This is a genomic window from Lentzea fradiae, assembly GCF_900100955.1.
GTDB lineage: Bacteria > Actinomycetota > Actinomycetes > Mycobacteriales > Pseudonocardiaceae > Lentzea > Lentzea fradiae.
In genome coordinates this window covers 21,801-47,501 of record NZ_FNCC01000026.1, presented here as the reverse complement: position 1 = coordinate 47,501, position 25,701 = coordinate 21,801, and the positions used below count along the sequence as shown (strand labels likewise).

The following is a 25,701-nucleotide window of genomic DNA, read 5'->3' as shown; positions in this document are numbered from 1 at the left end:
CTGTTCTAGTCTCGGCATCCGGGAGGTGCGATGTACGACGTGATCGTCGTCGGCAGTGGCGCGGCGGGCATGACGGCCGCGCTCTGCACCGCTGTGCGCGGCCTGCGGACCCTGGTCGTGGAGAAGGCCGGGCGCTACGGCGGGTCGACGGCGCGGTCCGGCGGTGGCATCTGGGTGCCCGGCAACGCGGTGGTCGCCGCGAGCGGCGTGCCCGACTCGCCGGAGCGGGCGAGGACCTACCTGGCGCACATCGCCCCGGACGTCCCGGCGGAGCTGCGGGAGGCGTTCCTGGACGCCGGACCGGAGATGCTCGCGTTCGTCCGGAAGCACACGCCGTTGAGGTTCCGCTGGGTCACCGACTACGCCGACTACTACCCCGAAGCGCCTGGTGGGCAGCCACGCGGCCGGTCCGTCGAACCGCTGCCGTTCAACGCGAAGCTGCTCGGCGACGAGATCGCGGACCTCGAACCCCCGTACGTGCCCACCCCGGCGGGCATCGTGATCACCCAGACCGACTACCGCTGGCTGAACCTGATCAGCCGCCACCCGCGCGGCCTGCTCACCGCCGCCAAGGTCTTCGGACGACGGTTCCTGCCCGGACGGCGCCTCACGATGGGTCAGGCGCTCACCGCGGGCCTGCGCGCGGGGCTCAAGGCGGCGGGCGTCGAGGTCAGGCTGAACACCCCGATGACCGACCTGCACCAGGAGAACGGCCGGGTGGCCGGCATCGTGGCGGACGGCCGGATCATCTCGGCGAACCACGTGGTGCTGGCGTCGGGCGGTTTCGAGCACAACGAGCAGCTCCGCAAGCAGCATCAGGGCATCGGCACGGAGTGGACCGTCGGCGCACGGGCGAACACCGGTGACGGCATCGAGGCCGGTGTGCGGGCGGGCGGGTCCGTCGCGTTGATGGACGAGGCTTGGTGGGGCCCGTCCGTCCCGCTCCCGCGTGGCCCGTTCTTCCTGCTGGCGGAGCGTTCCCTGCCCGGTTGCATCCTCGTCGACAAGACCGGCCGCCGGTTCGTCAACGAGGCCGCGCCGTACATCGACGTGGTCAACGCGATGACCGGTGAAACCTGGCTGGTCTTCGACCACGACTACCGCGGCCGGTACCCGTTCTGCGGTGTTCCGCCGCGCCGTGCGCTCCCCCGGCGCTGGAAGGACGTCGTGCTCACCGCGCCCACCATCGCCGAACTCGCCCAGGAGGCGGACCTGCCGGAGCTCATCGAGACGGTTCGCCGGTTCAACACCCTGACCGTGGACGGGAAGGACGCCGACTTCCACCGCGGTGACAGCGCGTACGACCGTTATTACGGCGATCCCCGGAACCTGCCGAACCCCAACCTGGCGCCGCTGACCACCGGGCCGTTCTACGCGGTGAAGATCGTGCCCGGCGACCTCGGCACGAAGGGCGGCCTGCGCACCGACACCCGCGCACGGGTGCTGCGCGAGGACGGCACGGTCATCGAGGGCCTCTACGCCGCGGGCAACACCAGCGCGTCCGTCATGGGCCGCTCCTACGCGGGCGCGGGCGCCACCCTCGGACCGGCGATGACGTTCGGGTACCTCGCCGGACTCGACATCTCTGGAGGAACGCCATGACGCAGGACGCCGTACGCACGATCGACTCCGGGGCACCTCCGGCGCGGTTCGCGCGCGGCTGGCACTGCCTCGGGCTGGCTTCCACCTTCCGCGACGGCAAGCCGCACGCCGTCGAGGCGTTCGGCACCAAGCTCGTCGTGTTCGCGACCGCCGACGGCAAGATCAACGTGCTCGACGGGTACTGCCGGCACATGGGCGGCGACCTCACCCAGGGCACGGTCAAGGGCGACACCATCGCCTGCCCGTTCCACGACTGGCGCTGGGCGGGCAACGGCCGGTGCGTCGACATCCCGTACGCCAAGCGCGTTCCGCTGCGGGCACGCACGCGGTCGTGGATCACGCTGGAGGAGAACAAGCAGCTCTTCGTCTGGAACGACCCGCAGGGCAACCCGCCGCCCGAGCACGTCACGATCCCGCGCATCGACGCCGCGTTCTCCGACGAGTGGAGCAACTGGACGTGGGACTCGGTGGTGATCGACGGCGCGAACTGCCGCGAGATCATCGACAACGTCGTCGACATGGCCCACTTCTTCTACATCCACTTCGCGTTCCCGACGTACTTCAAGAACGTGATGGAGGGCCACGTCGCCGCGCAGTACCTGACCACGCGGGGCCGTCCGGACGTCGCGATGGGCTCGAACTACACCGGTGACGTCGAGGTCCGTTCGGAGGCCGCGTACTACGGGCCGTCGTACATGATCGACTACCTGTGGAACGACTACAAGGGACTGGAGATCGAGACGGTCCTGATCAACTGCCACTACCCGATCTCGCCGACGTCGTTCAAGCTCCAGTGGGGCGCGATCGTGAAGAAGCTGCCCGGGGTCGACGACGTGCACGCCGACAAGATCGCGGCCAAGTTCGCCCGCGGCATCGGGGTCGGGTTCCTCCAGGACGTGGAGATCTGGCAGAACAAGACCCGCATCGACAACCCGTTGCTGTGCGAGGAGGACGGGCCGGTCTACCAGCTCCGGCGCTGGTACGAGCAGTTCTACGTCGACGTCGAGGACGTCACCGAGGACATGGTGCGGCGCTTCGAGTTCGAGGTCGACACGAGCCGCGCCGTCGAGGTGTGGGAGAAGGAGGTCGCCGAGAACCTCGCCCAGCAACAGGAGCAGGCGACGTGAGCGAGCGCGACGAGTTCCTGCGCGGCGGCATGGTGCCGGTGGTCTGCGACTGCGGGAACCTGGTTCTCGTCAAGAAGAACAGCCCTCAGCACACGAGCGTGCAGTGGCTCTCCGACACCCGCGACTGCCCGGAACTGTGCGGCCGTAGAGCGGCGCTGGTGCCGACCTGCCTGAGGTTGCGCGACAGCATCGAGAAGGCCGTGCGGGACGGGACGCTGGAGGTCGCCGATGGCTGAGGTGCACCGGGTGCGGGTCGACGCCGTGATCGAGGAGACCGCGGACGCACGCTCGTTCGTGTTGTCGGGGGCGGATTTCACGCCACGGCCGGGCCAGTTCCTGACCGTGCGGGCGGGTGAGGTGGCGCGCTGCTACTCCCTGTCCAGCGCGCCGGGCGAGCCGTTGAAGATCACCGTGAAGCGCACGCCGGACGGCTACGGGTCGGCGTGGATGTGTTCCGCCCTGAAGGTCGGCATGGAGCTGGACGTGCTGGCACCGGCCGGGGTGTTCACGCCGTCGTCGCTGGACTCCTCGCTGCTCGCCTTCGCCGCGGGCAGCGGGATCACGCCGGTCATGTCGATCATCAGGGCGGTGCTCCATCAGGGTTCCGGGAGCGTGTTCCTGTTCTACGCCAACCGCGACGAGTCGTCGGTGATCTTCGCGCGCGAACTGGACGCGCTGACGCGCGAGCATCCGGAACGGCTCACCGTCGTGCACTGGCTGGAGTCGGTGCAGGGGTTGCCGCACGGGCTGCGGGCGTTCGTCCGGCCGTGTGACGAAGCGTTCGTGTGCGGACCGGCGCCGTTCATGGAAGCCGCACGTAAGGCGTTGCACGACGTCCCGGTGGTGCACGTGGAGAAGTTCGTATCGCTGTCCAGCGACCCGTTCGCCTCCGTGAAGCCGGTGGCGAGCGACCGGCCGGACGCGGTCGTCGAGGTCGAGCTGGACGGCGAGCGGCACCGGTTCCCGTGGCCCGCCCGGACGAAGCTGCTGGACCTGTTGCTGGACAAAGGGCTCGACGCGCCGTACTCGTGCAGGGAGGGCGCGTGCAGCGCGTGCGCGTGCCGGCTGGTCGAGGGCGAGGTCAAGATGCTCGACAACGACGTGCTCGACCCCGAGGACATCGCCGACGGCATCGTGCTGGCGTGCCAGTCGGTCCCGGTCACCGACACGGTGAAGATCACCTACGAGTGAGGGGTGCTGGATGCCGATCGACCCGTCCGTCGCGATCGGGGCGGAGCTGCCCGAGGTCGAGTTCACCTGGACGCACTCGGACGTCCTGCTCTACCACCTGGCCCTGGGCGCCACCGAGCTCCGGTACGTCTACGAGGAGGGCTTGCGGGTCCTGCCGACGTTCGGCGTCGTCGCGCCGCGGTTCCACGAGACCGCACCGCCCGCCGTGGCGTTCCCCGGAGTCGACATCGACCTGGCGCGGGTGCTGCACGGCACGCAGGAGATCGCCGTGCACTCGCCGCTGCCCGCCGAGGGCAAAGCCGTGCTGCGCACCCGCATCTCGGACGTGTGGGACAAGGGCAAGGCCGCGGTCATCGTGCAGGAGGCCACGGCCGTGGCTCCGGACGGCACCGCGTTGTTCACCACGCGGTCCAGCATCTTCGCCCGCGGCGAGGGCGGGTTCGGCGGCGAGCGCGGGCCGTCCGGCAAGGTCGACGTGCCCGGCCGCGAGCCGGACTTCGTCATCGACACACCGACGCTGCCCCAGCAGGCATACCTGTACCGGTTGTGCGGCGACCGCAACCCGCTGCACGCCGACCCGGAGTTCGCGCGGCGCGCCGGGTTCGACGCGCCGATCCTGCACGGCCTGTGCACGTACGGGGTGGTGTGCCGGGCCGTGGTCGAGACGGTGCTCGACGGGCCGGAGCAGGTGGCGTCGTTCGGCGCGAAGTTCGCCGGCGTGGTGTTCCCCGGCGAGACCCTGACCACTCGGGTGTGGAGGGACGGTCGCCGGTTGGTCGTGCTGACCTCGGCCGGAGACCGTCCCGTCCTCGCCGACGCGGTGCTATCCCTGACCGAGGACTAGTCCGCTGGTCGGAACCCCGGTACCGGCGGTGACCAGGACGTGCTCGACGTCCGCGACCTGGTTCACCGCGGTGCCGCGCACCTGCCGCACGGCCTCGGCGATGCCGTTCATGCCGTGCAGGTAAGCCTCACCGAGCTGGCCACCGTGCGGGTTGAGCGGGAGCGCGCCGTCGAGCTCCAACGCGCCGGAGGCGACGAAGTCCTTGGCCTCTCCCTTGCCGCAGAACCCGAGTTCTTCCAGCTGCACCAGGACGAACGGCGTGAAGTGGTCGTAGAGCACCGCCACGTCCACATCGGACGGACCAATGCCGGACCTCCGCCACAGACCCCGTGCCACCACCCCCATCTCGGGCAGGCCGGTCAGGTCGTCGCGGTAGTAGCTCGTCATGGTGAACTGGTCGCGGCCACTGCCCTGGGCCGCCGCGCTGATGACCGCGGGTTTGTTCGGCAGGTCGCGGGCCCGTTCGGCGGACGTGACGACCAGCGCCACTGCGCCGTCGCTCTCCTGGCAGCAGTCGAGCAGCCGCAACGGCTCGGCGATCCAGCGCGACGCCTGGTGGTCGTCCAGGGTGATCGGCCTGCCGTGGAACCACGCGTCCGGGTTCGTGGCGGCATGCTTGCGGTCGACGACCGCGACCCGGCCGAAGTCCTCGCTGGTGGCGCCGTACTCGTGCATGTACCGGCGGGCGAACATCGCGACCATCGCGGCCGGGGTTCCCAGCCCCATCGGGTAGGACCAGCTGTTGTCGATGTTCGCCGCCGCCGCGGTCTGCACCTGGCCGAACCGGTGCCCGGACCGTTCGTTGAACGCCCGGTAGCACACCACGACCTCGGCCATCCCCGTCTCGACGGCCATCGCCGCCTGCTGCACGGTCGCGCACGCCGCCCCGCCGCCGTAGTGGACGCGGCTGAAGAACGTCAGCTCCGGGATGCCCAGCTCACGCGCCACCGCGACCTCGGCGTTGGTGTCCATCGTGAACGTGACCAGGCCGTCCACATCGGACGGTTCGAGGCCCGCATCCGTCAATGCGGCCCGGGCGGCCTCGGCGGCCAGCTGCAACTCGCTGCGGCCCGAGTTCTTGGAGAAGTCGGTGGCGCCGATCCCGGCGATCGCGGCGTTCACGCGGGCACCTCGATCCGGACGGTTCCGGTGACGTGGTCGCCGTGCGCCGTCCTGCCGACGACCTCGATGGTCAGGTCCTGCTCCTGGCGTTCGACGACCTGGCCGAAGAACTTCAAGGTGTCGTAGGCGAAGCAAGGGGCGCCGAGCCTCACGTTGATCTGCCGCACCAGCGCCTCCGGACCCGCCCAGTCCGTCACGTACCGCTGCACGAGCCCGGTCGTGGTGAGGATGTTGATGAAGATGTCCTTCGAACCGCGCCGGACCGCGAGGTCGCGGTCGTGGTGGACGTCCTGGAAGTCGCGCGTGGCGAGGGCGGTGCTGATCACGAACGTGGGCGTGGCCTCGACGTGCCACTCGGGAAGGGGGTCACCGATCCGCACGGGGCCTCCAGCTCGGCATCGTCAGCTCGTCGTCGACCTTCGTGAACACGACCTCGACCCGTTGCCCGATGGCCGGTTCGCCGTCCAGCTCGCCCAGCATCCGCACACCCTCGTCCAGCTCGACCAGGGCGATGACGAACGGCGTCCGCTTGCCCGGCACGGCCGGGTGGTGGTGCACGACGTAGCTGTAGACCACGCCGAGCCCGTCCGAGACGAGGTACTTCGGTTTGGTGGCACCGCATTCCGGGCACATCGGTCCGGGCGGGTGCCGGAGCAGCCCGCAGCCGCCGCACCGCTGGATGCGCAGCTCGTTCTGACGGCAGCCCTCCCAGAAGTACTCGGTGTCGCGGTTGACCGACGGCCGGATGGGTTGTGCCTCGGGTGTCTCCGCGACGGGCTCGGGCTTCTGGGCGGGCCGGTACTTCAGGACGCGGAACCGCATCTCCGCCACCGGTTCGTCGCCGACGTACCAGGTGCTCCTGGTCGTGACGAACCAGCCCTCGCCCAGTCCCGTCCGCTTCGGTCCCGTCACGTCCTCCAGGCTGGTGGCCATGGAGAGGTGCTCGCCGACCTTGAGATAGCGGTGGTAGGTCTGGTCGCTGTTGGTGGCGACGACGGAGGTGTACCCGGCCTCGTCGAGGATGGCCATCATCTGCCCGAGCGGGTCGTCGGGCGCGCGTCGGCCGTGCAGCCCCGGCATCGTCCACACCTGCACCATCGCGGGAGGCGCGACCTCGGTGTAGCCGGGATGCTTGTCGCCGATGGCCTCCAGCCAGTTGTTGATCATCGGCAGGTTCACCGGGTCACGCGCCAGCCGGGGAGCGCTCTCGCCCTGTTCGGCGATGCGGGCCGCTTCCTTCTCGATGTCGGTCATCGCACCACCCGCGGCAGGCCGAGCCCGATGTTCGCGATCAGCTCGCGCTGGATCTCCTGCACTCCTCCGCCGAACGTCAGCACGAGGTTGCGCCGTGCCTGGACGTCCAGCCACCGCGCCAGTTCCGCGTCGCCGCCGTGCCGTCCGACCAGCTCTTCCAGCAGCCTGCCGACGCGCTGGGTGCGGTCGGCGGCGAACACCTTGGTGGCGCTGGCGTCCGCGACCTGCACCTCCCCGCTCGCGACCTGCCAGTTGAGCAGCTCGTTCACCCGGACGACCGCCCGTGCCTCGGCCAGCGCCCTGCGCACGTCCGGTTCACCGAGGAGCCCGCGTTCCGACGCCCACCGGTGGACCCGCCGCACCAGCGCGTCGATCCGCCCGGCCGGGCCGAGCATGACGCGCTCGTGGTTGAGCTGGGTGGTGATCAGCCGCCAGCCCTTGTTCTCCTCGCCGACCAGCCGTGACACCGGCACGCGGACGTCGTTGTAGTACGTGGCGTTGACGTGGTGCGCGCCGTCGCAGGTGATGATCGGCGTCCACGAGTAGCCGGGGTCCCCCGTGTCGGCGATGAGGATCGAGATGCCCTTGTGCCGTGAGTCCGGGGCGCCCGTGCGGCAGGCCAGCCACACGTGGTCCGCGTCGTGGCCACCGGTCGTGAAGATCTTCTGGCCATTGACGACGTAGTGGTCACCGTCCCGGACCGCCTTGGTGCGCAACGAGGCCAGGTCGGTGCCCGCCTCCGGTTCGGTGTAACCGATGGCGAAGTGCAGGTCGCCGCTGAGGATTTTCGGCAGGAAGAAGTCCTTCTGCTCCTGCGTTCCGTACGCCTGAAGCGTGGGCCCGACGGTCTGCAGCGTCACGTACGGCAACGGCACGTCCGCCCGTGCGGCCTCGTTGACGAAGATCTGCTGCTCGACCGGCCCGAACCCGAGCCCGCCGTACTCCTTCGGCCAGCCGACGCCGAGCCGTCCGTCCCTGCCGAGCCGTTTGACCAGCTCGCGGTATGTCCGGCCGTGCCGCTCGGTGAGCATCGCGTCGCGTTCGGCGTCGGACATGACGGTCGCGAAGTACTCGCGCAGCTCGTCGCGCAACCGGCGTTGTTCGGTGGTGAGGTCAATGAACATCGATGGCCCCCAAGCGGTGCTCCACTCCGCCGACGAACCTCGTCAGCTCCTTGGCCATGCCGTAGTAGCGGTGCATCGGGTAGGTGATGTCGAGGCCGAGGCCGCCGTGCAGGTGGTGACACGTGTGCACGGCGGGCAGCGCTTCCGCCGCGAGCCAGTACGCCGCCGTGGCGAGGTCGTCGTCGTCGAGGTTCCAGCAGGCCGTCACCGCGGCCAGGTGCAAGGTGCGGGCGGCGATGTAGACGTCCGCGACCAGCGCGGCGGCGACCTGGAAGGTGGCGAGCGGCTTGCCGAACTGGTGGCGCGTGCCGACGTGCCGGACCGTGAGGTCGAGCGCCCCGGCCAGGACGCCGTCCGCTTGCGCGCACGCTCCCGCCAGGGCGAACCGGCGGAGGTCGTCGGCCGCGCCGTCCAGCCGTTCGCCTTGTGCGCCCTCGAACCGCACGGTCCCGTCCTCTGTGGACACGCCGGGCTGGGCCGGGTCCACGAGGTAGACGCCGACATCGGTGCTCACGAGGATGCGCACCGCCTCGGCCGCGTACGGCACGTTGATCTTCACGCCGGTGATGCCGTCCGGTCCCGCCGTCGTCCCCGGCCTGACCGGCAACGGGTGCGACGGCTCGCTCAGCGCCGCCGTCAGCACGGCGTGCTGCTCGGTGACCAGCGGCAGCACCTCGTCCTGCTGCTCTCGCGTGCCGTGCCGGACGATCGGCAGCACGCCCAGGGCGAGCGTCGCCAGCGCGGGCACGTCCACCGCCCGCCGCCCGGCCTCGGTGAGCAGCACGGCCGTCTCCGGCAGGCCGAGCCCGTCGCCACCGAGCCGTCGCGGAACGGCCAGGGCCAGCAGGCCCGCCTCCCCCAGCGCCTTCCAGGGCTCGTCGCCCTCCCTCCCGAGCACCTCGGCCGCCAGCGCGGCGACGTCCCGCTGGGTCTCGTCGAGCTCGAAGTCCATCTAGGGCTCCCTCGGTAGACCGAGAATCCGTTCGCCGGCCAGGTTCATCAGCACCTGCGTGGTCCCGCCCGCGATGCTCAGGCAGCGCGACAGCAGGAACTCGTGCATCTGCTCGCTGTCCGCGGCGCCGTCCGGGCCGAGGACCTCGGCGGCGAACTCCGCCACGTCCTGCCGCTGCCGCACGCCCACGAGCTTGCGCACGCTCGACTCCGCGCCGGGCTCCTGCCCGTCCAGCACCCGCAGGCCCGCCCGCAGGTCCAGCACGGACACGGCCAGTCCTTGCGCGACCAACGCGCCCAGCCGTCCCATCCGGTCCGGCTCGACGGACGAGGTGAGAACACGTTCCAGCGGCTCGCCGAGCGCCGAGCCCATCGCCACGCGTTCGTTGGCGAGCGTCGTGCGGGCAAGCCGCCAGCCGTCGTTCACCTCGCCGACCACGCAGTCGTCCGGCACGAACACGTCGTCGAGGAAGACCTCGTTGAACCGCGCGTCACCGGTGATCTCCCGCAACGGCCGCACCTCGACGCCTGGCGAGCGCATGTCGACGAGGAAGTACGTGATGCCCTTGTGCTTGGGCACAGCGGAGTCGGTGCGGGCCAGGCAGATCGCCCAGTCGGCCTGGTGCGCGAGCGACGTCCACACCTTCTGCCCGGTGAGCCGCCAGCCGCCGTCGGCGCGGACGGCCTTCGTGCGCAACGACGCCAGGTCCGATCCCGCCTCCGGCTCGCTGAACAGCTGGCACCACGTCAGCTCGCCGCGCACCGTCGGCCGCACGAACCGTTCCCGCTGCTCGGGCGTCCCGTGCCGGAGGATCGTCGGCCCGGCCCAGCCGCCGATGACCAGGTCGGGCCTGCGCACCCCGGCCCGCGCGAACTCGCTGTCGATCACGAGCTGGCGCTTCGGGTCCGCGCCCCTCCCGTACGGCGGCGGCCAGTGCGGCACCAGCAGACCGGTGTCCGCCAGCCGTTCCCGTCGCGCGGCCGGGTCGAGACCGGCGATCTCGGCCACGACCTCCGCGACGTCCGGATCGGACTCGACCCGCAGGCCGAGCGTCCGGCGCGCGCCGCCGAGCGCCAGTTCCGCGACCCTTCGGCGCCACCGCTCGACACCGCCCGCGAGCTGCTGCAACGCCCAGGCCCGCCGCAGGTAGCGGTGCGCGTCGTGCTCCCAGGTGAACCCGATGCCGCCGAGCACCTGGATGCAGTCCTTGGCGTTGCGCACGGCAGCGTCGAACGCCACGGCACCGGCGACCGCGGCGGCCAGCGGGTGCTCGTCCTCGCCCACCGACCGCGCCGCGTCCCACGCGACCGAACTGGCCTGTTCGGCCCGGCACAGCATCTCCACGCACAGGTGCTTGACCGCCTGGAACGACCCGATGGCCCGCCCGAACTGCTTGCGCTGCTTCGCGTGCTCGACGGCGGTGTTCAGGCACCACGCCGCCACCCCGCTGGCCTCGGCCGCCATCAGCGTGATCGCCAGGTCCGTGGGGTCCTCTACCGCTTCGCCCTGCCCGACGCGGACAGACCCGAGCGACCGCGACAGGTCGACGGCTTCGAGCTCGGTCATCTCCTCGACCCGCGCGAACGTCCACCCGTCCGCGTCAACGAGAACGTGCGTGGCCTCGGCGGCGCCCACCACGTGCCGCGGCGAGAACCCGAATCCAGCCACGCCCTCGAAACCGGGGACCAGCACCGACACCAGGGCCGTGGGCAGCAGGGGCCCCGGCACCAGGTGCTCGGCCGCCCGTTCCAGCATCACCGCGAGGTCGGCGACCGTACCGCCCTCCCGCGTCACCTCGAAGAACCCGACGCGGACGAGATCCGCCCACCCGCCCCCGGCCGCGTCGACGCTGTCGCGCAACGCTCGTTGTTCCCCCGTCGTGGCGATCGGCACGCTGCCTCCTCCAGTACGTGAGGAAGTTTATAGAACGTGTTCTATTTCGAGCAACAGATCATGCCCGGGAAACCGATCGAGTACTATGCGGGGGCAGCTGCAACACGTTCCAGGAGGATCATCTCCGTGTCACCTTCGAAGTCGCGCACGGACCCGTTGATGGCGGGCGAGGAGCTGAGCTCCGCCGCCCAGCGCGAACGGCGCAAGCGGATCGTCGACGCGACGATCGCGCTGGCGTCGAAGGGCGGGTTCGACGCCGTCCAGATGCGCGCCGTGGCGGACCGGGCCGACGTGGCGCTGGGCACGTTGTACCGCTACTTCCCCTCGAAGGTCCACCTCCTGGTGTCGAGCCTCGCGGTGGAGCTGGAGCGCGCCCAGGAGAAGATGGACCGCCTCGCGATCCCCGGCGAGAGCCCGTACGAGCGCGTGCTGTTCGTGCTCGGCCGCATCACGCGCGGCCTGCAGCGCAACCCGCACCTCACCGAGGCGATGACGCGCGCGTTCACCTTCGCCGACGCGTCCGCCGGCGCCGAGATCGACCGGGTGTCGTGGCTGATGGAGAGCATCTTCACCAAGGCCATGAGCACCGAGCCGCCGACCGACGAGCAGAAGGCCATCGCCCGCGTGATCAGCGACGTGTGGCTGTCCAACCTGGTCGCGTGGGTGACGCGGCGCGCGACGGCGACGGACGTGGCGAACCGGCTCGAACTGACGGTGCGGCTCCTGCTGAAGTAGCGGCGGCCGGGGTCGTTCGGTGCCATGATCGAGGCATGTACGGCGACGCGGCCTTCCGCTTCCTCGTTCCTGACGCACCCGGTCACCGGCGCACCGACCGCGACCGGTTCCCCTCCCCGGGACCGTCCCGCCTCGGCACGCTGAACCAGCTGCGCGTCACGCCCGGCATCGCCCGCCCCAGCCTGGTCTCGTCCTGGTCGGGGTCGATCGACCAGCTGCTGCTCGCGTTCCCTTCGTACGGCGTGCACGCGCCCGAACTGGCCGCGGGCTACCGCTCGGTGATCGGCGCGCTGCGGCAGGGCACCGAGTTCGTCGTCGTGCACCACGAAAGCGACCGCCAGACCGTCGAGGCGTGGTTCACCGAGGCGGGACACAGCGCCCGGTTCGTGCCGATGCCCGACTACATCGACTTCACCGACTGGGCGGAGGACGGCTACCTCGCGCTCGTCGACCAGGGCGAGGAGGGCACGTACCTGCTGGAGCCGTGGTCGTTCCCGCGCTCCGGCGACTCGCTGATCGCCGACGCCGTCGAGGAGCACGGCCCGGTCCGCGCGACCCAGGCACCGCTCGTGTTCCAGGGCGGCAACTGCCTGATCGGCGACGACTTCTGGCTGCTCGGCACCGACTACTTCCTGGACACGCTGGACCTCGTCGGCAGCGGCGAGCTGCCCGTGTCGGTCCCACCCGGACAGACCGCCGCGGACTTCGTGCGCGAGCTGTTCCGCCGCCACGTCGACAGCGACCGCGAGCTGGTCCTGGTCGGAACACGACGGCCGCTCGGCCTCAAGAGCTACTACGCGACGGTGGCGGACGGCGAGTACTACCTGGACCTCCCGGGCGGAGGCGTCGGCGACGTCCAGCCGATCTTCCACATCGACATGTTCGTGACCCTGACCGGCCGCGCCGACGGCCGGTTCCGCGTCCTGGTCGGCAGCCCGAAGCTCGCCGACGACCTGCTCGGCACCACCTCGCCGTTCGCGCTGCAGAACGCCTACGACGAGATCGCGGCCGGGTTCGAGGCCCGCGGGTTCGAGGTCGTGCGCAACCCGCTGGCACACCGGCCGCACATCTCCCAGCGGCTCACGTTCGCGAGCCTCCGAGCGTTCTCCGAAACCCCGGACGGCGCCGAACTGCGCGACGTCGTCGCGGAGCTCGCCGCGGCGGGCGCCCAAGCGGAGTCGACGGTGAACGTGCGGCCGTGGCACCACATCACCTGGAACAACTGCCTCGTCGAGAACAGCGCCGAAGCCGGGCAGAACGTCTACCTGCCCACGTTCGGCCACGGCGAGAACGCCGACCTCGCCGTGATCGACGACGAGATGGACCGCCTGTGGACCGGCCTGGGCTTCACCGTGCACCGCCTGGCCGACTTCAACGCCTTCGCCAGCCGCCAAGGCGTCGTCCACTGCATCAAGAAGTACCTCGCGCGCGGCGAGTAGTCCCCGGGGACGACCTCCGGTTCCGACCACCGAACGATGCCCGTGCACGCGTCCACCTCTACGGTCGGTGCCCATGAAGACGACGCTCGTGGTCCTCGCCGTGCTGATCCTGCTGGCCGGCGGGACCGTCGCCCTGGTCAACCACTACGGCGGCTGGAACGCGTTGACCGGCAAGGCGTGGGCCGTCACGTACGAGGTGTCTTCGGAGCCCGCCCAGACCGCAGTGGACGTCACCTACACCGAGTCCGCCGACCGTTTCCGCAAGGAACCGTCGCAGACCCACTCGGTCTCCGCACCGGCACCGTGGACGTACGACGCCGTCGTCAACGCGGGCGAGAAGGCGTCCGTCACCGCCACGCCCAAGGGTGACCAGGTGCTGTCGTGCCGCATCCTGCTGGACGGCATCAAGGACCTGGCGCGGAAGACCGGGCTGCCCGGCCGGGAGGTCCGCTGTGAGACGGTCACCAGCAGCTGACGTCAGAGCAGACCGTGAACGTCCTTGGGAAACAAGTACACGCCATTGATCCAATGTCCTGACACGTGCGGCAGCACCGGCGTGCCGCCACGAGGTTGAACTCGAAACGTTCCACGCACTTAGGCGGACGCTCGTGCGATCACTGGCGAGCACCCTGGCCCGCGTCAGCGCGAGCGATCTTTGGCAGACGACGCCGCCCCAGCGGTCGAGTGCGTAGAACACAGCCACCTGCGCCGCCATGTTTCCAAACGCAATACTGCCACCTGCCAGAGCATGATCGCCTGATTGCGACGAGCCCTTCGCAGTAGTAGTTCCAGAGCCCTCCATATGATCGAGATCTGGTTGGCTGACGTTTCGGGAACCTGAGCATGTCTCGCGTTCCGCCGCGAAAACACCTCATTAGTCCACGTCGGTGAACCCGTGTCATGTCATCGCTACCTCGGTCACGCCGAAGTCCTCGTCGAGCAGGAGCATCAGCACACGGTCCGGTGGATTCTCCAGTGCCCTGCGCCCGTTGGTCATCGATGCGCGGGTGCGGCATCAGGCGGTGGAATTTGGCCTCGACGAGGCGGGTCACGCCCCCAACAGTGTCAATATGACGGTGAATCCACGTTTGCGCGGTGGACTCGTCGATGGTTGCCCGCTCACGAGAAGTCTTCGTGCACAGGGACAAACTTGCTGGCCTACCCCGTTCCAGGCAGAGCGGGCATCATCCCTGGACCGACGTGGCCGCGATCAGCGTCGCAAGCGCACGCCTGTTCACATCCCGTTTTCCTTCCATCCCGAGGCGGCAGATAGCTGGCACGGCGCCTTCCGGACGCACCCAGGCGACATCGCCGCGCCCTCCGGCCGGCAACGTCATCCTCCCTCCGCCTTCGGAATACACGATGACCAGCGCCCTGACTTGATGTCCTCTGGGCAGTATCTGCCGCCACAGGCGTGTCGCGGTGGCTAGATGAGCCACCGTCTGCCCCGTGTAGACCCCGTCGCAGTAGACGCGGCCGTCGAACTCCACCTCGTAGTCACCAGGCGGCCAGAGCACGGACTCCACGAGCACGAGTCCTTGTCCCGAACTTACGGCGTGCGACACGCGCGGCAGGTCCGTTCCCAGCGGTCGGGTGCCGATGAAGATGCGGACGCTCTGGAACTCGAAGAGCTCGGCCAGCAACGCGCTGGTGCTGGCTGTCACGTCGCAGGCGCTCGCCCCGATGGAACGAAGCGGACGGTGTTCACTTTCCGCAATCGCCTGCATACTTCCGTGACATCGTTGGCCCAACAGATTCGGCGGCACGACCGCGCGGACACGGAGTGTTCGCGGCAACGTTCGACCGCCCTGAAGTTCCCCTCGACCGGGAATACAGGTCACGAGCTGGGAATAAGCCCGGTAGACACCCCTGATTCCAGTCAGGGAGACAAGACCAGCGACGACACCCGAAAGGACGCACTTTGTAACTAATCGGATGAAGTCACCGATGGCCGATGCAGATCGCTCGAACTTGGTCACCACCAATCACAGCCTTCCTCGCTCTTGAGCCCCCTGCCAGCATTCATCCACGGAGATCTACCGATGAGCTACCGCCTCGCTCCCGATGCCACGCCATGTGTCCCGGCAACCGACGTGGCGTCCCCGCTGCCTCGTCATCGCGTGGCGACGCTCGAGCCGGGGCACGTCTGATGGCCTATGCGATTCTGGGCGAGTTCGAAATCCGCCACGAGAACCGGAGTCTCGAGCTTCCGCGCGGACACGCGCTGACCTTGTTCGCGGTCCTGTTGCTGAACGCGAACCGCCGCATGACGAAAGCGGACTTGATGCGATGCGTGTGGGGAAGGTCGGACGTCAAAGAAGACCAGTTGCCCAAGCACATCGGGACGATCCGCGAATTCCTCGACAAGATCGGCCGCAAGGGAGACCTCGTCACCCATCACCGGTTCGGATACGAGATCCAGGTCGCCGAAGAGGATCTCGATCTGCTGACGTTCGAGCGCTTCGTTCGCCAAGCGGCATCAGCACGCAGCGAGCAGCGCACTGATGACGAGGTCTCTTCGCTGTGGGCCGCACTGGGGATGTGGCGAGGACCACATTCGATGCCGAACGTGCGCACCCAGGAGTTCCGGGGGCACCTGGAGCAACTCGAACTGCGCCGCCAACGTGCCGCGATCCGATTGTTCGACCTCGAGATAGCCCGCGGCCGGTACGAACACCTCGTGAGCGAGGCCAGCATGCTGACTGAGCAGTACCCGATGAGCACCAAGCTGCACGAGCAACTGCTGGTCGTCCTCTATCGCAGCGGTCACCTCCGGGAGGCGACCGTCGCCTACGAGCGGCACGTCGCCATGCTCGGCGAGGAAATGGGAGCGGCGCCCACGCCAGCGCTGCGTGATCTTCACTACGCGATCGTCCGGGAGGACGACGAGGCGATCGCATCGGTCGAGACCGCGATCGCCCACCGCGCCGGCGTGGAGAAGCGCGACGCGAAAACCGGCGTGACGGCGGTCCCCCGGCAACTGCCACCCGACTCGGTGGACTTCGTCGGACGAGAAGACCTCGTCGCCGAAGTGACCTGGCTGCTCGGGCGGGAGCAGGCGAACTCCGCACCGGTCGTGGTGATCACCGGGCAGGGAGGCATCGGGAAGAGTTCATTCGCCCTGCGAACGGCGCACCTGCTCGCCTCCCGATATCCCCACGGGCAACTCTTCGCGCGACTCAGCGACGCGCGCGGCAGGCCGATGGACACCGGCGAGATCGTCGCCCAGTTCCTGCGTGCCTTTGAGGTGATAGCCGTACCGGAGAGCACGGCGGAACGCATCTCCACGTTCCGCACGCTGCTGTCCGACCGCCGCGTCCTCCTCGTGCTCGACGACGCCCACAGCGGCGCCCAGATCCGTGATCTGATTCCAGCCGGCTCTGGCTGCGGTGTCCTGGTCACTTCGCGGCGACGGCTGCCCGACGTGCCTGGTGCGCACCACGTCGCTCCGCTCAGTCCGTTGAGCCCCGCTCAGGCGACCGAACTGTTCCTCACGATCGTGCGGAGCGCAGGCATCACCTTGCGGAACGAGACGACCGCTGTCGATCAAGTGGTGTCTCTGTGCGGGGGGTTGCCGCTCGCTTTGCGCATCGCAGCGGCGCTGCGCGTGCACGACCACCCGCGCCCCACCTCGGAGCTCGTCCGTAGGCTGTCCGAACAGGGACCCGACGCGTTCGCCTACGGCGAGCTGAACCTCGCGCGCACCATCGGCGCAGGGGTCAACCAGTTGGACGAGGACTCCCGTCGCCTCTTCTTCGGTCTCGGCCTGCTTCCGCTGCCCACCTTCGGCCACTGGACGGCCGCGGCGCTGCAGGACCACCTCGGCGCCGACCCGGGCGCCGCGTTGTCCCGCCTGGCGGCCAGCGCCATGGTCGACGTGATGGAAGTCGAGGTGCGTTACCGGTTCCACGACCTCACGCGAAGCTACGCGTTCGAGCGTGGCATGGTCGAACACCCGAATGAGAACGCGCGCCGCGCGCAGCTGATCGCCGTCTACGCCGCGCTGCTCACACTCGTGCGGCGAGCGCACATGTCTCTGTACGACGGTGACTTCGAGGTCGTGCACAGCGCGGTCACGGCGTGGGAGGCACCGTCCCAGGTCCTGTCCGAGATCGACCAAGCGCCACTCGACTGGTTCGAGAAGGAGCGGATGAACATCCGCGCGGCGGTGCAGCACTGTGCCGAGCTCGGCCTCAGCGATCTATGCTGGGACCTCGCCGTCTCCGCACACGAGTTCTACACCGTTCGCTCCTACTTCGATGATTGGTACACCACGCACGTCACGGCGTTGCGCGCATGCCGGATTGCCGGTGACTCACGCGGCGAAGGCGCTGTCCTCGCCTGCCTTGGACAGCCCGCTTTGGTGGCCAGCCGTCGCGCGGACGGAGTGTCGGACGTCGCGGAACTGCGGCGCGCGGTACATCTGCTGACGGAATGCGGGGATCGCCACGGTCAAGCGATCGCCCTTCGGACATTGGCGAACGCGTTGCGCCGCCATGGACGTCTCACCGAGGCGTCAGCCGCGTTCAGCGAAGCGCTCGAACACTACGAAGCCAGCGGCGACACCGTCGGCCGCTGGCAGTCGCTGCGCTACCTCGGGCAGACCCACCTCGACCGCGCCGAGTACGCGAAGGCACTGGGCGTGCTGCTCGAAGCCGAAGACATCGCGCTGATCATCGGGAAGTCGCGTTTGATCGCACAGACGCGCTACTGGACGGGACAAGCCCACCTGACCCTCGGTTCCGTCGCCGAAGCCCGGGCAGCGTTCAACTCGATGCTCGCGGAGGACGGGGACACCACCGGCCTCGCCCGCGGTTATGCCCTGCACGGGCTCGGCGTCGTGGCGCTGCGCGAAGGCGACACCAAACGGTCGCAGACCCTGCTCGAGGAAGCGGCAGGGATCGCCCGCAGTGAGGCTGACGGGATCCTCGAGGGTCGAGTGTGCCTGTCCACCGCCGAACTGTTCGCCGAGCAGGGAGTGCCCAAGCGCCAGATCGCCGAACTGGAACTCGCCGCAGCCCGCTTCGCTGAATGCCGCGCGACGCATCTGCAGGCGGCAGCCCTGAACGCGATGGCGCGCGCTCTCGACCAAGACGAGGATGCAGTCCGCCGGATCAGTGCGCGGATCGACGCGCTGTACGCGGAGGCGGACCTGCCCGCGGAGGACAGGATCACCGGCTGACCGTCGGCAGAGGACGTCAGGCGCTCCTTCTCGAACGAACACCGGGTCTGCGGTGTCGGCGAACTCTGAACACGGTCATCGCGGACGGCGTCCACAATGAGGCGGCCTGGTGCGCGGCTGCCAGCGAGCCTTGCGGCCTTCTCCTTCCAAGATCGTCCTCGACGAACGCGGGCCGAAGCATGTGATCGCTGCCCGGAAGCTCAGCGCGACCCGACATATTGTCGTGTTGACAACAAGCGGCGGAGCCGGTTATTGTCGTTATGACAACAAGCTTCTCGACGCCGCGACCGCGGTCGCCACGACGAGCACTTGTTGTCCCGTCGGCCCTGATCGAGCTGACGGGTCTCGAGACGCATTCCGGCGCCCGACAAGGACTGGCCCCCTGATACACCGCCTCGGCCGAGCGGTGGACGGCGCACTCCTGTTTCGACTTCGAAATCCTCCCGAAAGGACTTCGCCATGCGCCCCAACACGCTCTCCTCCTCCCTCCGTCACCGCCTCGTGATGGTCCTCGTGACCATCACAGCCGCGCTGATCACGACCACGTCGGCCGCGGAAACGGCCTCTGCGGAGGTCATCTGCACCAACGGGACCAACTGGGACAGCGTCACCATGTCCTGCCGGTAAAAGTTCGGTAGAAGCCCAGCGGATGCTGGTGCTGACGGCGGAATGCCGTCGACTTCCAAGGGCGGCGGGGCCTGGTCCCCGCCGCCACCCACCGCCACAAGCCGGACAGGGAGGTGCCGTGTGATGAAGACGTCGAGCATCCGGCGATCACTCATCGAGCGCTCCGCCGTGGGCCGCCAGGTAATTTCCGTTCCGCGCAGGAGAAAAGCTCCGGCATGGCTGCGACGTGCCTTGCGGTTCCTCGTCAGCAGCCTGTTCCTCCTCCTGCTCACCTTGGCTCTCGAGGAGTCGGAGAAGCCCAGCAGCCTGGAGAACTCGATGCTGGCAGGCCCGAGGCTGACAACGGGTCCTGTGTGTCTCGACGAAGCGGTCGACGTGTCCGGCTCCATGGCGGCGTTCACCCCGCAGCGAATGGCCGCCGAGCAGGCGTTGTTCGACTTCGCGACGCGCGAACTGGGTGACGACGACCTGTTCTCGGAATCTTTCTTCGCGGGATCTGCCCGGACAGCCCTGCCACCGACCGCGCTGTCCGGTCTCACTTCCCCACCCGGCGTCCCGGATGGAATCGACTACGACAACACGCTTTTGGCGCCTGCTGTCGACGCTCTCGTCTCGGCGAGGTCGGACACGCCTGCTGAACACCAGTGTTCGACCCGCGCCTTGGTGATCATCACGGACGGCGTCGTGGCCGACGCACCGGACGCGCTGGCGGAATCTCTGCGCAGGGGCGGCTACACACGCGTGTACGCCGTGGTCCCCGTGGAGACGGGCTGGGGCAGGCCGAGCGGCCTCACCGGTGGCGCGCTCGACGCAATCGTGGTCGAGCACTTCAGCGGCGACGGCGTGATGGGGCTGGCGGCGTCGATCATCGCGGACGCCAAACCATTGGACGTGATCTTCGGGGAGATCGCCGGCTCGCTGACGGGTCAGACCTTGGTCCAGGCGAAGTGAACCAGGAGACGAAAGAGAACATGAGCAAGAAGACGAAACGCGACCGGATCGAGCACTGGACCCGGAGACACGACAAGGCGATCCCTTATGGGTTCTTCGCTCGGCTCTCGGATCGCTGGTGCGCGCGCAAGGACGCGCGAGCGCCGCTGCCCGAAGTGCTGCTCAAGGGCGGCGATGTGGACTCCGCGCCCGGAGAGCGGACCTGGTCGACCCCTCGTACCGCGTTCCTCGGCCAACTCGGCCGAGGCTGGACCGAGAAGTCCTTGCTGCGCTACCAGGACGAGGTGGGCCCGGTCCGGATCGAACTCACGCAGGCGCGGGCACGGCAGAAGATCGCGCGTGACCGACTCGAACTGGCACAGCACACCGTCGAAAACCTCAGCATGCCGACCCAGCAGCAACTCGAAGCCAGGGTAAGTGGCGAGGAGCGAACTTCCGATGAGATCCGGATCGCCAGGCGCATGCGCGAGCACGGTGAACGGCGCAAGTCGCTCGAAGCTGAGGTGAGCAAGCACCGCACTGCCTTGGACTCGATCGACACCGAAATCGCGAAGCTCGAAGAGACGATCAAGGTCAAGTTCGAGTACGTCCGCACCCAGGCGGAGATCGTCGAGGCGTACGTGCGGCGGCGGTCCGCCGTGTACCTGGCCCACCTGGTCCGCATGCACCCCCAGGGTGAGCAGATCGGTCTGCTCGTCCGCCCCGACTGGGAGGACAAGCCCCGGTGGTGTGCGTGGACGACACCGCGCGAGCTGGAGCAGGCCGTGGCGAGTCACGAGTCACCGGTGGCAGAGGGAGAACGGCGATGATCAATCTGTTCAACAAGATACGCCAAGCCCGTTCGGCCCGATCGAAGAAGCGGGCAGAAGCGGACCTGCGCAACCTCGATGGCGACCTCGGCCTGTTGATGCCTCCGCCCTACGACATGTCCGATGAGGAACTGGAGCGGGGCCGGCAGGAAGTGGACGACTTGATGTCTCGGCTCCAGCCAGGGGGCTTGGACGCCGGCTCGCGAGAGGTCCTCTTCAACTTGATCAACGACTGGCTCGATGTCGCGGTCGCACGACTCGACGGCGAACGCGATGAACGCCAGGCGGTTGCCGAGATCCTCATCGGGCTGGCCCGCACGGAGGTGGCGCGAATCAAGCCTCTGTACGACAGCAAGCTCACTCGCTGCCTGCACACCCGCGAGGCGTTGGACGCGGCGTTCCGTGATCTGACGGGCAAGGAGACGAAGCAGCTCGAGGACTCCGCACCCATCCGCTTCGACCAGCGGAAGGTCGGTTCGACCCTCGGTCAGGTGGAGAACGAGGATTTCGGTCCAGTTCCCGGCTGGGCAACGAGCTCCATCGTCGAGGGCGACGATCCGGGAGCACCCCGTGGCGGCAAGAGAATCGAGAGCGATCCCACCGCAGCCCGCGATGGCGCCCCTCAGGACAGGACTGTCGTGGGCGACGGTGACGCTGCGACCGTCCGCAGGATGTTTCCGTTGGCGGGTGAGAACACCACCACATCGCCAGCTACGAACCACAACCACGGCAACCGGTAGGAGCATCGAGCATGGACGACGACGTCGAAGTCGTGAAAACCGCGTCTCCACAGGACCTCGCCAGAAACGGCTACGCACACCCTGCGGAAGTCGCCGGCCGGTCGATGGGTGAGATGCTGCACCTTCTGGCTCTTCTGATCACCGCAGCGGCCGATGTCGCGGTCTTCTATGCCATTGCCTCGATCGTCATGCAGGACTCCTCCGAATTGATCATCGGGATGCTGGTCGCCGGCTTTACCGCGGGCTCCCTCACGCTGGCGCACTTCGTCGGACGGTTCGCCAGGGACACGATCGCCGGGTATGGTCCGCGAACCGGGCGGTGGATCCTCGTGGTGCTGGTGCCGTGGCTCCTGCTCGGCGTTGTCGTCTTCGTGGTCCGGATGCTCGTCGCCGAGTCGGCCACATCCGGGGGCAGCGGGACCGGGCTCTCGCAGGACCAGACCATGATCGCCGGAGCAGTCATGTTCGGCGGCTTGTACCTCGTCTCCGGCGCTGTGGCCGCAGTGGGCGAGTTCCTCACCCGTAACCCCTACCGCACTCGCTACCGCACCGCGTTCCGGGCGAACCAACGCGCCCTCAAGAGCCTGGCCCGTACGCAACACCGCTACGAGCGAGCGGTGGGCGTGTTGAAAGTCCACACCGCGAGTCTCAAGAGGGAAGACCAGAATTACAAGTCTGCAAAGGATTTGCGGACGGCTTGGGCGAGCAAGCTGAAGCGTTACTCCGCAGTGCTGATCGCTGCTCATCTGCAGAACCCGTCGGCGACCGACGGGATGACGGAGCCCGACCGGTCGCCGTCCCCCATGCCCCACCGCCCGTAAGCCAGTGAGTTCCCCAACATCGAGAGAGGCGAACGTGACAAGAACTCAGCGCCGCCCGGACCTTCGCATCGTGCTCGTTTCCGTCCTGCTCGGCGCAGTCGGGATTGTCCCCGCAGCCTGCTCGTCGGAGGAGCCGCAGGCATGTCCGACCGAGAACCCACCACGCGGACTGGCCATCGCGGCGAGCGACCGGTCCAACAGTCCTCGGCCGTCTTGGCCGACCGAGCTCGAGGAAGAGCTCTCGAAGCTTCTGTCCGACGTGGAGTCCGGGAGGTCCGACCTGGGAGTGACGCTGGTTCGCGCCGATGGTGTGCCGACCATCGGTTGTGTGCGCTTCTACAAGCCCCCCAAGGGAACGGAGCAAGCCAAGACCTACGCCCGGGAGAGGTTCAGGGAAACCGTGCGCCATGACGTGCGAGAGCTGCGTGCGATCGAACCTGAGGCGAACACCCTCGCCGCGCTCGGAAAGGCTGGCGCCGCCGCGGGCCCTGACGGGACGGTCGCGTTGATCGACTCGGGCCTGCAGACCGCGTTGCCGCTCGACTTCCGCTCGGACGGCCTTCTCGACGGCGACCCGGACCGGATCGTCTCCGAACTCGTCCGCATGAGAGCATTACCAGATCTCTCCGGCCGCAAAGTGATCTTGGCCAACATCGGGTACACCGCGCCACCGCAGGCTGCTCTGGACGAAGGCCAGCGAGGACGCCTCATCGAACTGTGGCAGCGCATCGCCGAAAAGTCGGGGGCGCGCGAAGTGGTAACCGTGATGGCACCGAACACCACCGCCTCGGGAACCGAGCTGCCGATGGTCAGTCAGGTACCGGTCCCTTCGTCCGAGGGGGTCTCACTCGGATGCGATGTGACGCTGCCTTACCAGGACAAGGGTGACACCGGCTTTGTCGAGGGAGAGACGGCCTTTCGCGACGAGAACGCGGCACGTGCCGCGTTGAAGAAGGTGGCGGACTGGCTCGTGGGGAACCCCGGCACCACCGCCACGGTGACGGGGTCGGTCGCCCACTACGGGGACGATGACCCGAACGGGCTTTCACTGGCACGCGCGGAACAGGTCCGCCGCGTCTTGCGTGAAAGCGGAGTCGAGCAGAACAGGGTCCGCACCGCCGGAGAAGGCTGGGGACCGTTCCCTTCCAAGACGGCTGCGCCGGACCCCGTGTCCGACGCGCTGAACCGGCGGTTCGTCGTCGCGCTGAAGTGCTGACGAAGCGACTGCTCGACATGGTGGCCCGGCGTCTGGGATCCCGCATCCGGCGCCGGGCCTTCGTCATCCTCTGCCGGTGGGACCCGCGTCGCGCCGTCCACCCACGTTCGTCAAGGCGCCGACCTTCACCAGGTGAAGGACGTATCGAGCGGCGTTCACCGCTGCCGGGCGCTGGTGGCTGTCGTCCTTTTCCTGCCCGAAGTCCGAGATGGCCTTGATCAGGATCCCCTCGATCCCAGCCCACCGGACAGCGGCGTAGAACCCGGTCCCCTCCATGTCCCCCCCGATGGCGTCCGGATACCGCTCTCGCAGGTCCGACACCACAAGCTCGGCGTTGACCAGTTTGTTCCATGACAACATCTGCCCGAAGTGGACGGGAACGTTGTTCTCCCGCTCCCACTGCCTCTTCGCCGTCTTCGCCGCTTGAAGCAGACGAGGAGACGGCGACACGACCTCTCCCCGGTCCTGGCTGACGATCATGTCACCGCTCTGGAGCATCTTGGCGTGGTCCAAGTCGCGAATGCGCGAGGACACCAGGATCTGCCGGAAGTCCTGTTCCTTCGGCTTCAGCCCGTAACAGATCCCAGTGATCACAGCACAGGACGGTTTCAAATCCCTGATCGCGTCTCCGGCCACCCTGGGGACCGCAGCGACGTCGACAGAACCCGCGTCGCCCGCCTGCACCAGGAACACCTCTACGTCGCTGACCGGGCCCAACCTGAACACCGGGACCGAAAGCTCGTAATCGACCTCCGCGGTGCGATTCGTGTATGCCTCGAAGACGTCGATGATCGCGGAGCACTCGACCTCGGTCACAGCTACCACCAAGAGGCGAGCCTTGGCCGATCCCCCGTTGTACCGAACGGCGACCCTGCGAAGCTGACCCGCCTTGCGAACAGACGCGACTAGAACAACCGCGGCCGTCATGGGCAGGAGCAGGCCCATCATCCATCCCCACGCGGTGGCGTTCGCGCTGACGGCGGTCAGCCCTGGAGGCTCTTGGTACACCAGCCGGTACGCCATCCAGATGACAGCGTCCCCGTAGGAGTCCACGGGGGCGGCGCAGGTTCGCTGTGCACACGCGCTCAACTCGCCCCAATACAGCATCAACGCCAGTATCAGAACCACCGCTCCGACGCACAGCACGTAGAACCGCCCGAAGCTCAGCAGCCGGAGAGGCCCCTTCTCAGCGTCGCCTCGCCGCGTGGGGAAGTCGGACACGGAAAACCTCGCTCCCTCGATCCAAGTCGTGTCCGGATGACGTTCCGCCAGCCGCGAACGGGCCCTGTCAGACGTCACTCCGTCGTGCAGGCAGACGAGCCTGCCCGTGATGTGGGCCTCCTGGAAGGTGAGCCCCGACTCGTCTCCGAAACTCCTCACGTCGCGGCTGATCAACTCGAGGAGCCGTGCGCGAACACGATCGAACAACTCGTCGTCACGTTGGTGGTTGTCTTGGTGGAACAGGCTCATCGTCCAGTTCTCGCCGGACAAGAGCCGTAGGGCGACCGCGTCGCTGTGCGACGAGTCGCGAACGAACACCTGACGCACCAGACCGCCCGTCATCAAGAAGGTGATCCACAGCAGCGGTGCGGCGGCGATCAAGACCGCGGTCAGGCGTAAAGCAGGAAAGGGGGTCATCGCCAGGGCGACGACAAAGGCCAGCAGACTCGGAGCGAGCATCATCGTCGCCGGCCAATGCCGATCCGCCAGGTTCAACAGCCAATGACGAGCGCCCCACCACCTGGTCCGTCCCGGCCGCACCGGGGGCGGTTCGAGGAGGGCGAAGCCGTCGATCCCCTGCCAGACCAGGCGACGGTCAAGCGCGGCCACGTAGAGGATCAGCGCAAGAGGCGAGCGGTCACGGACCACCCCTCCAACAGCACGCGGGCGCACAGTCGCCATCACCCGCTTGGAATTCGGGCTCGCAGAAACGGCTTTCGCGGCCCGCAGGCAGTCCCGCAAGGTCGGGACGTCGCCTGCGGAGTTGCTCAACAAGATCACTCCTCCGCGGGTGCGGGAACTGATCGGCGCAGTCTACTTTTTCGCCAAAGCAACCACAAGCTAAAATGCGA

The 25,701-nt window shown here is 68.2% G+C and carries 23 protein-coding genes; 15 read left to right on the top strand and 8 right to left on the bottom strand.

Going from position 1 to position 25,701, the window contains the following annotated elements; all coding sequences use genetic code 11:
• Positions 1–30: 30 nt before the first annotated feature.
• Genes BLT23_RS38370 through BLT23_RS38350 form a run of 5 tightly spaced genes read left to right on the top strand, consistent with a single transcriptional unit; the run spans position 31 to position 4,764 of the window.
• The gene (locus BLT23_RS38370) at positions 31–1,602 is read left to right on the top strand and encodes an FAD-dependent oxidoreductase (RefSeq protein WP_090060040.1); all 1,572 of its coding nucleotides are present in this window, start codon (positions 31–33) and stop codon (positions 1,600–1,602) included.
• Positions 1,599–2,729 (top strand): 3-ketosteroid-9-alpha-monooxygenase, oxygenase component, encoded by a 1,131-nt coding sequence (locus tag BLT23_RS38365; protein WP_090060037.1) that lies wholly within the window; start codon positions 1,599–1,601, stop codon positions 2,727–2,729. Before BLT23_RS38370 ends, BLT23_RS38365 begins: the two co-directional genes overlap by 4 nt.
• Entirely contained in the window at positions 2,726–2,965 is a 240-nt protein-coding gene (locus BLT23_RS38360) for a hypothetical protein (protein ID WP_425434452.1), read from the top strand. Before BLT23_RS38365 ends, BLT23_RS38360 begins: the two co-directional genes overlap by 4 nt.
• Entirely contained in the window at positions 2,958–3,920 is a 963-nt protein-coding gene (locus tag BLT23_RS38355) for a ferredoxin--NADP reductase (RefSeq protein ID WP_090060035.1), read from the top strand. Before BLT23_RS38360 ends, BLT23_RS38355 begins: the two co-directional genes overlap by 8 nt.
• Before the next feature lie 10 nt (positions 3,921–3,930).
• Positions 3,931–4,764: a MaoC/PaaZ C-terminal domain-containing protein gene (locus BLT23_RS38350; protein ID WP_090060032.1), complete on the top strand. Its 834-nt coding sequence runs from the start codon at positions 3,931–3,933 to the stop codon at positions 4,762–4,764.
• On the opposite strand, the gene BLT23_RS38345 is transcribed toward BLT23_RS38350, so the two are convergent.
• Genes BLT23_RS38345 through BLT23_RS38320 form a run of 6 tightly spaced genes read right to left on the bottom strand, consistent with a single transcriptional unit; the run spans position 4,744 to position 11,109 of the window.
• A complete protein-coding gene (locus BLT23_RS38345; protein ID WP_090060030.1) occupies positions 4,744–5,886 on the bottom strand; it encodes a lipid-transfer protein in 1,143 nt (380 codons plus the stop codon). The genes BLT23_RS38350 and BLT23_RS38345 overlap by 21 nt on opposite strands.
• Positions 5,883–6,266 carry a MaoC family dehydratase gene (locus BLT23_RS38340; RefSeq protein WP_090060027.1) on the bottom strand — a complete coding sequence of 128 codons (384 nt, stop codon included), beginning with the start codon at positions 6,264–6,266 and terminating at the stop codon, positions 5,883–5,885. Before BLT23_RS38340 ends, BLT23_RS38345 begins: the two co-directional genes overlap by 4 nt.
• Complete coding sequence (locus BLT23_RS38335) at positions 6,253–7,140, bottom strand: bifunctional MaoC family dehydratase N-terminal/OB-fold nucleic acid binding domain-containing protein (protein WP_090060025.1); 888 nt, start codon at positions 7,138–7,140, stop codon at positions 6,253–6,255. Before BLT23_RS38335 ends, BLT23_RS38340 begins: the two co-directional genes overlap by 14 nt.
• A complete protein-coding gene (locus BLT23_RS38330) occupies positions 7,137–8,264 on the bottom strand; it encodes an acyl-CoA dehydrogenase family protein (RefSeq protein WP_090060022.1) in 1,128 nt (375 codons plus the stop codon). Before BLT23_RS38330 ends, BLT23_RS38335 begins: the two co-directional genes overlap by 4 nt.
• Positions 8,254–9,216, bottom strand: coding sequence for an acyl-CoA dehydrogenase family protein (locus tag BLT23_RS38325; RefSeq protein ID WP_090060019.1), 963 nt, complete (start codon positions 9,214–9,216; stop codon positions 8,254–8,256). Before BLT23_RS38325 ends, BLT23_RS38330 begins: the two co-directional genes overlap by 11 nt.
• The gene (locus BLT23_RS38320; protein ID WP_245744577.1) at positions 9,217–11,109 is read right to left on the bottom strand and encodes an acyl-CoA dehydrogenase family protein; all 1,893 of its coding nucleotides are present in this window, start codon (positions 11,107–11,109) and stop codon (positions 9,217–9,219) included.
• A 159-nt stretch (positions 11,110–11,268) separates the two neighbouring features.
• On the opposite strand from BLT23_RS38320, the gene kstR reads away from it, so the two are divergent.
• The 3 genes from kstR to BLT23_RS38305 all read left to right on the top strand — a co-directional run bounded on the left by kstR (position 11,269) and on the right by BLT23_RS38305 (position 13,758).
• Positions 11,269–11,844 carry a cholesterol catabolism transcriptional regulator KstR gene (kstR, locus tag BLT23_RS38315; protein WP_245744578.1) on the top strand — a complete coding sequence of 192 codons (576 nt, stop codon included), beginning with the start codon at positions 11,269–11,271 and terminating at the stop codon, positions 11,842–11,844.
• A 35-nt stretch (positions 11,845–11,879) separates the two neighbouring features.
• The gene (locus tag BLT23_RS38310) at positions 11,880–13,283 is read left to right on the top strand and encodes a hypothetical protein (RefSeq protein WP_090060016.1); all 1,404 of its coding nucleotides are present in this window, start codon (positions 11,880–11,882) and stop codon (positions 13,281–13,283) included.
• Positions 13,284–13,356: 73 nt separating this feature from the next.
• Positions 13,357–13,758: a hypothetical protein gene (locus tag BLT23_RS38305; RefSeq protein WP_143036198.1), complete on the top strand. Its 402-nt coding sequence runs from the start codon at positions 13,357–13,359 to the stop codon at positions 13,756–13,758.
• Between the two features lie 709 nt (positions 13,759–14,467).
• On the opposite strand, the gene BLT23_RS38300 is transcribed toward BLT23_RS38305, so the two are convergent.
• Positions 14,468–15,010, bottom strand: coding sequence for a hypothetical protein (locus BLT23_RS38300; protein WP_090060010.1), 543 nt, complete (start codon positions 15,008–15,010; stop codon positions 14,468–14,470).
• Positions 15,011–15,432: 422 nt separating this feature from the next.
• On the opposite strand from BLT23_RS38300, the gene BLT23_RS38295 reads away from it, so the two are divergent.
• The 7 genes from BLT23_RS38295 (at position 15,433) to BLT23_RS38265 (ending at position 23,629) form a co-directional block, all read left to right on the top strand.
• Positions 15,433–18,465, top strand: coding sequence for an AfsR/SARP family transcriptional regulator (locus BLT23_RS38295; protein ID WP_176947145.1), 3,033 nt, complete (start codon positions 15,433–15,435; stop codon positions 18,463–18,465).
• 459 nt (positions 18,466–18,924) lie between these two features.
• Positions 18,925–19,092 (top strand): hypothetical protein, encoded by a 168-nt coding sequence (locus tag BLT23_RS41205; protein WP_176947144.1) that lies wholly within the window; start codon positions 18,925–18,927, stop codon positions 19,090–19,092.
• 123 nt (positions 19,093–19,215) lie between these two features.
• Complete coding sequence (locus tag BLT23_RS38285) at positions 19,216–20,043, top strand: vWA domain-containing protein (RefSeq protein ID WP_143036197.1); 828 nt, start codon at positions 19,216–19,218, stop codon at positions 20,041–20,043.
• A gap of 20 nt (positions 20,044–20,063) precedes the next feature.
• Complete coding sequence (locus BLT23_RS38280) at positions 20,064–20,852, top strand: hypothetical protein (RefSeq protein WP_143036196.1); 789 nt, start codon at positions 20,064–20,066, stop codon at positions 20,850–20,852.
• Positions 20,849–21,592, top strand: coding sequence for a hypothetical protein (locus BLT23_RS38275; RefSeq protein WP_090059996.1), 744 nt, complete (start codon positions 20,849–20,851; stop codon positions 21,590–21,592). The genes BLT23_RS38280 and BLT23_RS38275 overlap by 4 nt, the downstream gene beginning before the upstream one ends.
• A gap of 11 nt (positions 21,593–21,603) precedes the next feature.
• Positions 21,604–22,413: a hypothetical protein gene (locus BLT23_RS38270; RefSeq protein WP_090059994.1), complete on the top strand. Its 810-nt coding sequence runs from the start codon at positions 21,604–21,606 to the stop codon at positions 22,411–22,413.
• Positions 22,414–22,483: 70 nt separating this feature from the next.
• A complete protein-coding gene (locus BLT23_RS38265) occupies positions 22,484–23,629 on the top strand; it encodes an OmpA family protein (RefSeq protein ID WP_143036195.1) in 1,146 nt (381 codons plus the stop codon).
• A 63-nt stretch (positions 23,630–23,692) separates the two neighbouring features.
• On the opposite strand, the gene BLT23_RS38260 is transcribed toward BLT23_RS38265, so the two are convergent.
• Complete coding sequence (locus BLT23_RS38260) at positions 23,693–25,621, bottom strand: 5'-methylthioadenosine/S-adenosylhomocysteine nucleosidase family protein (RefSeq protein WP_245744576.1); 1,929 nt, start codon at positions 25,619–25,621, stop codon at positions 23,693–23,695.
• Positions 25,622–25,701 lie beyond the last annotated feature (80 nt).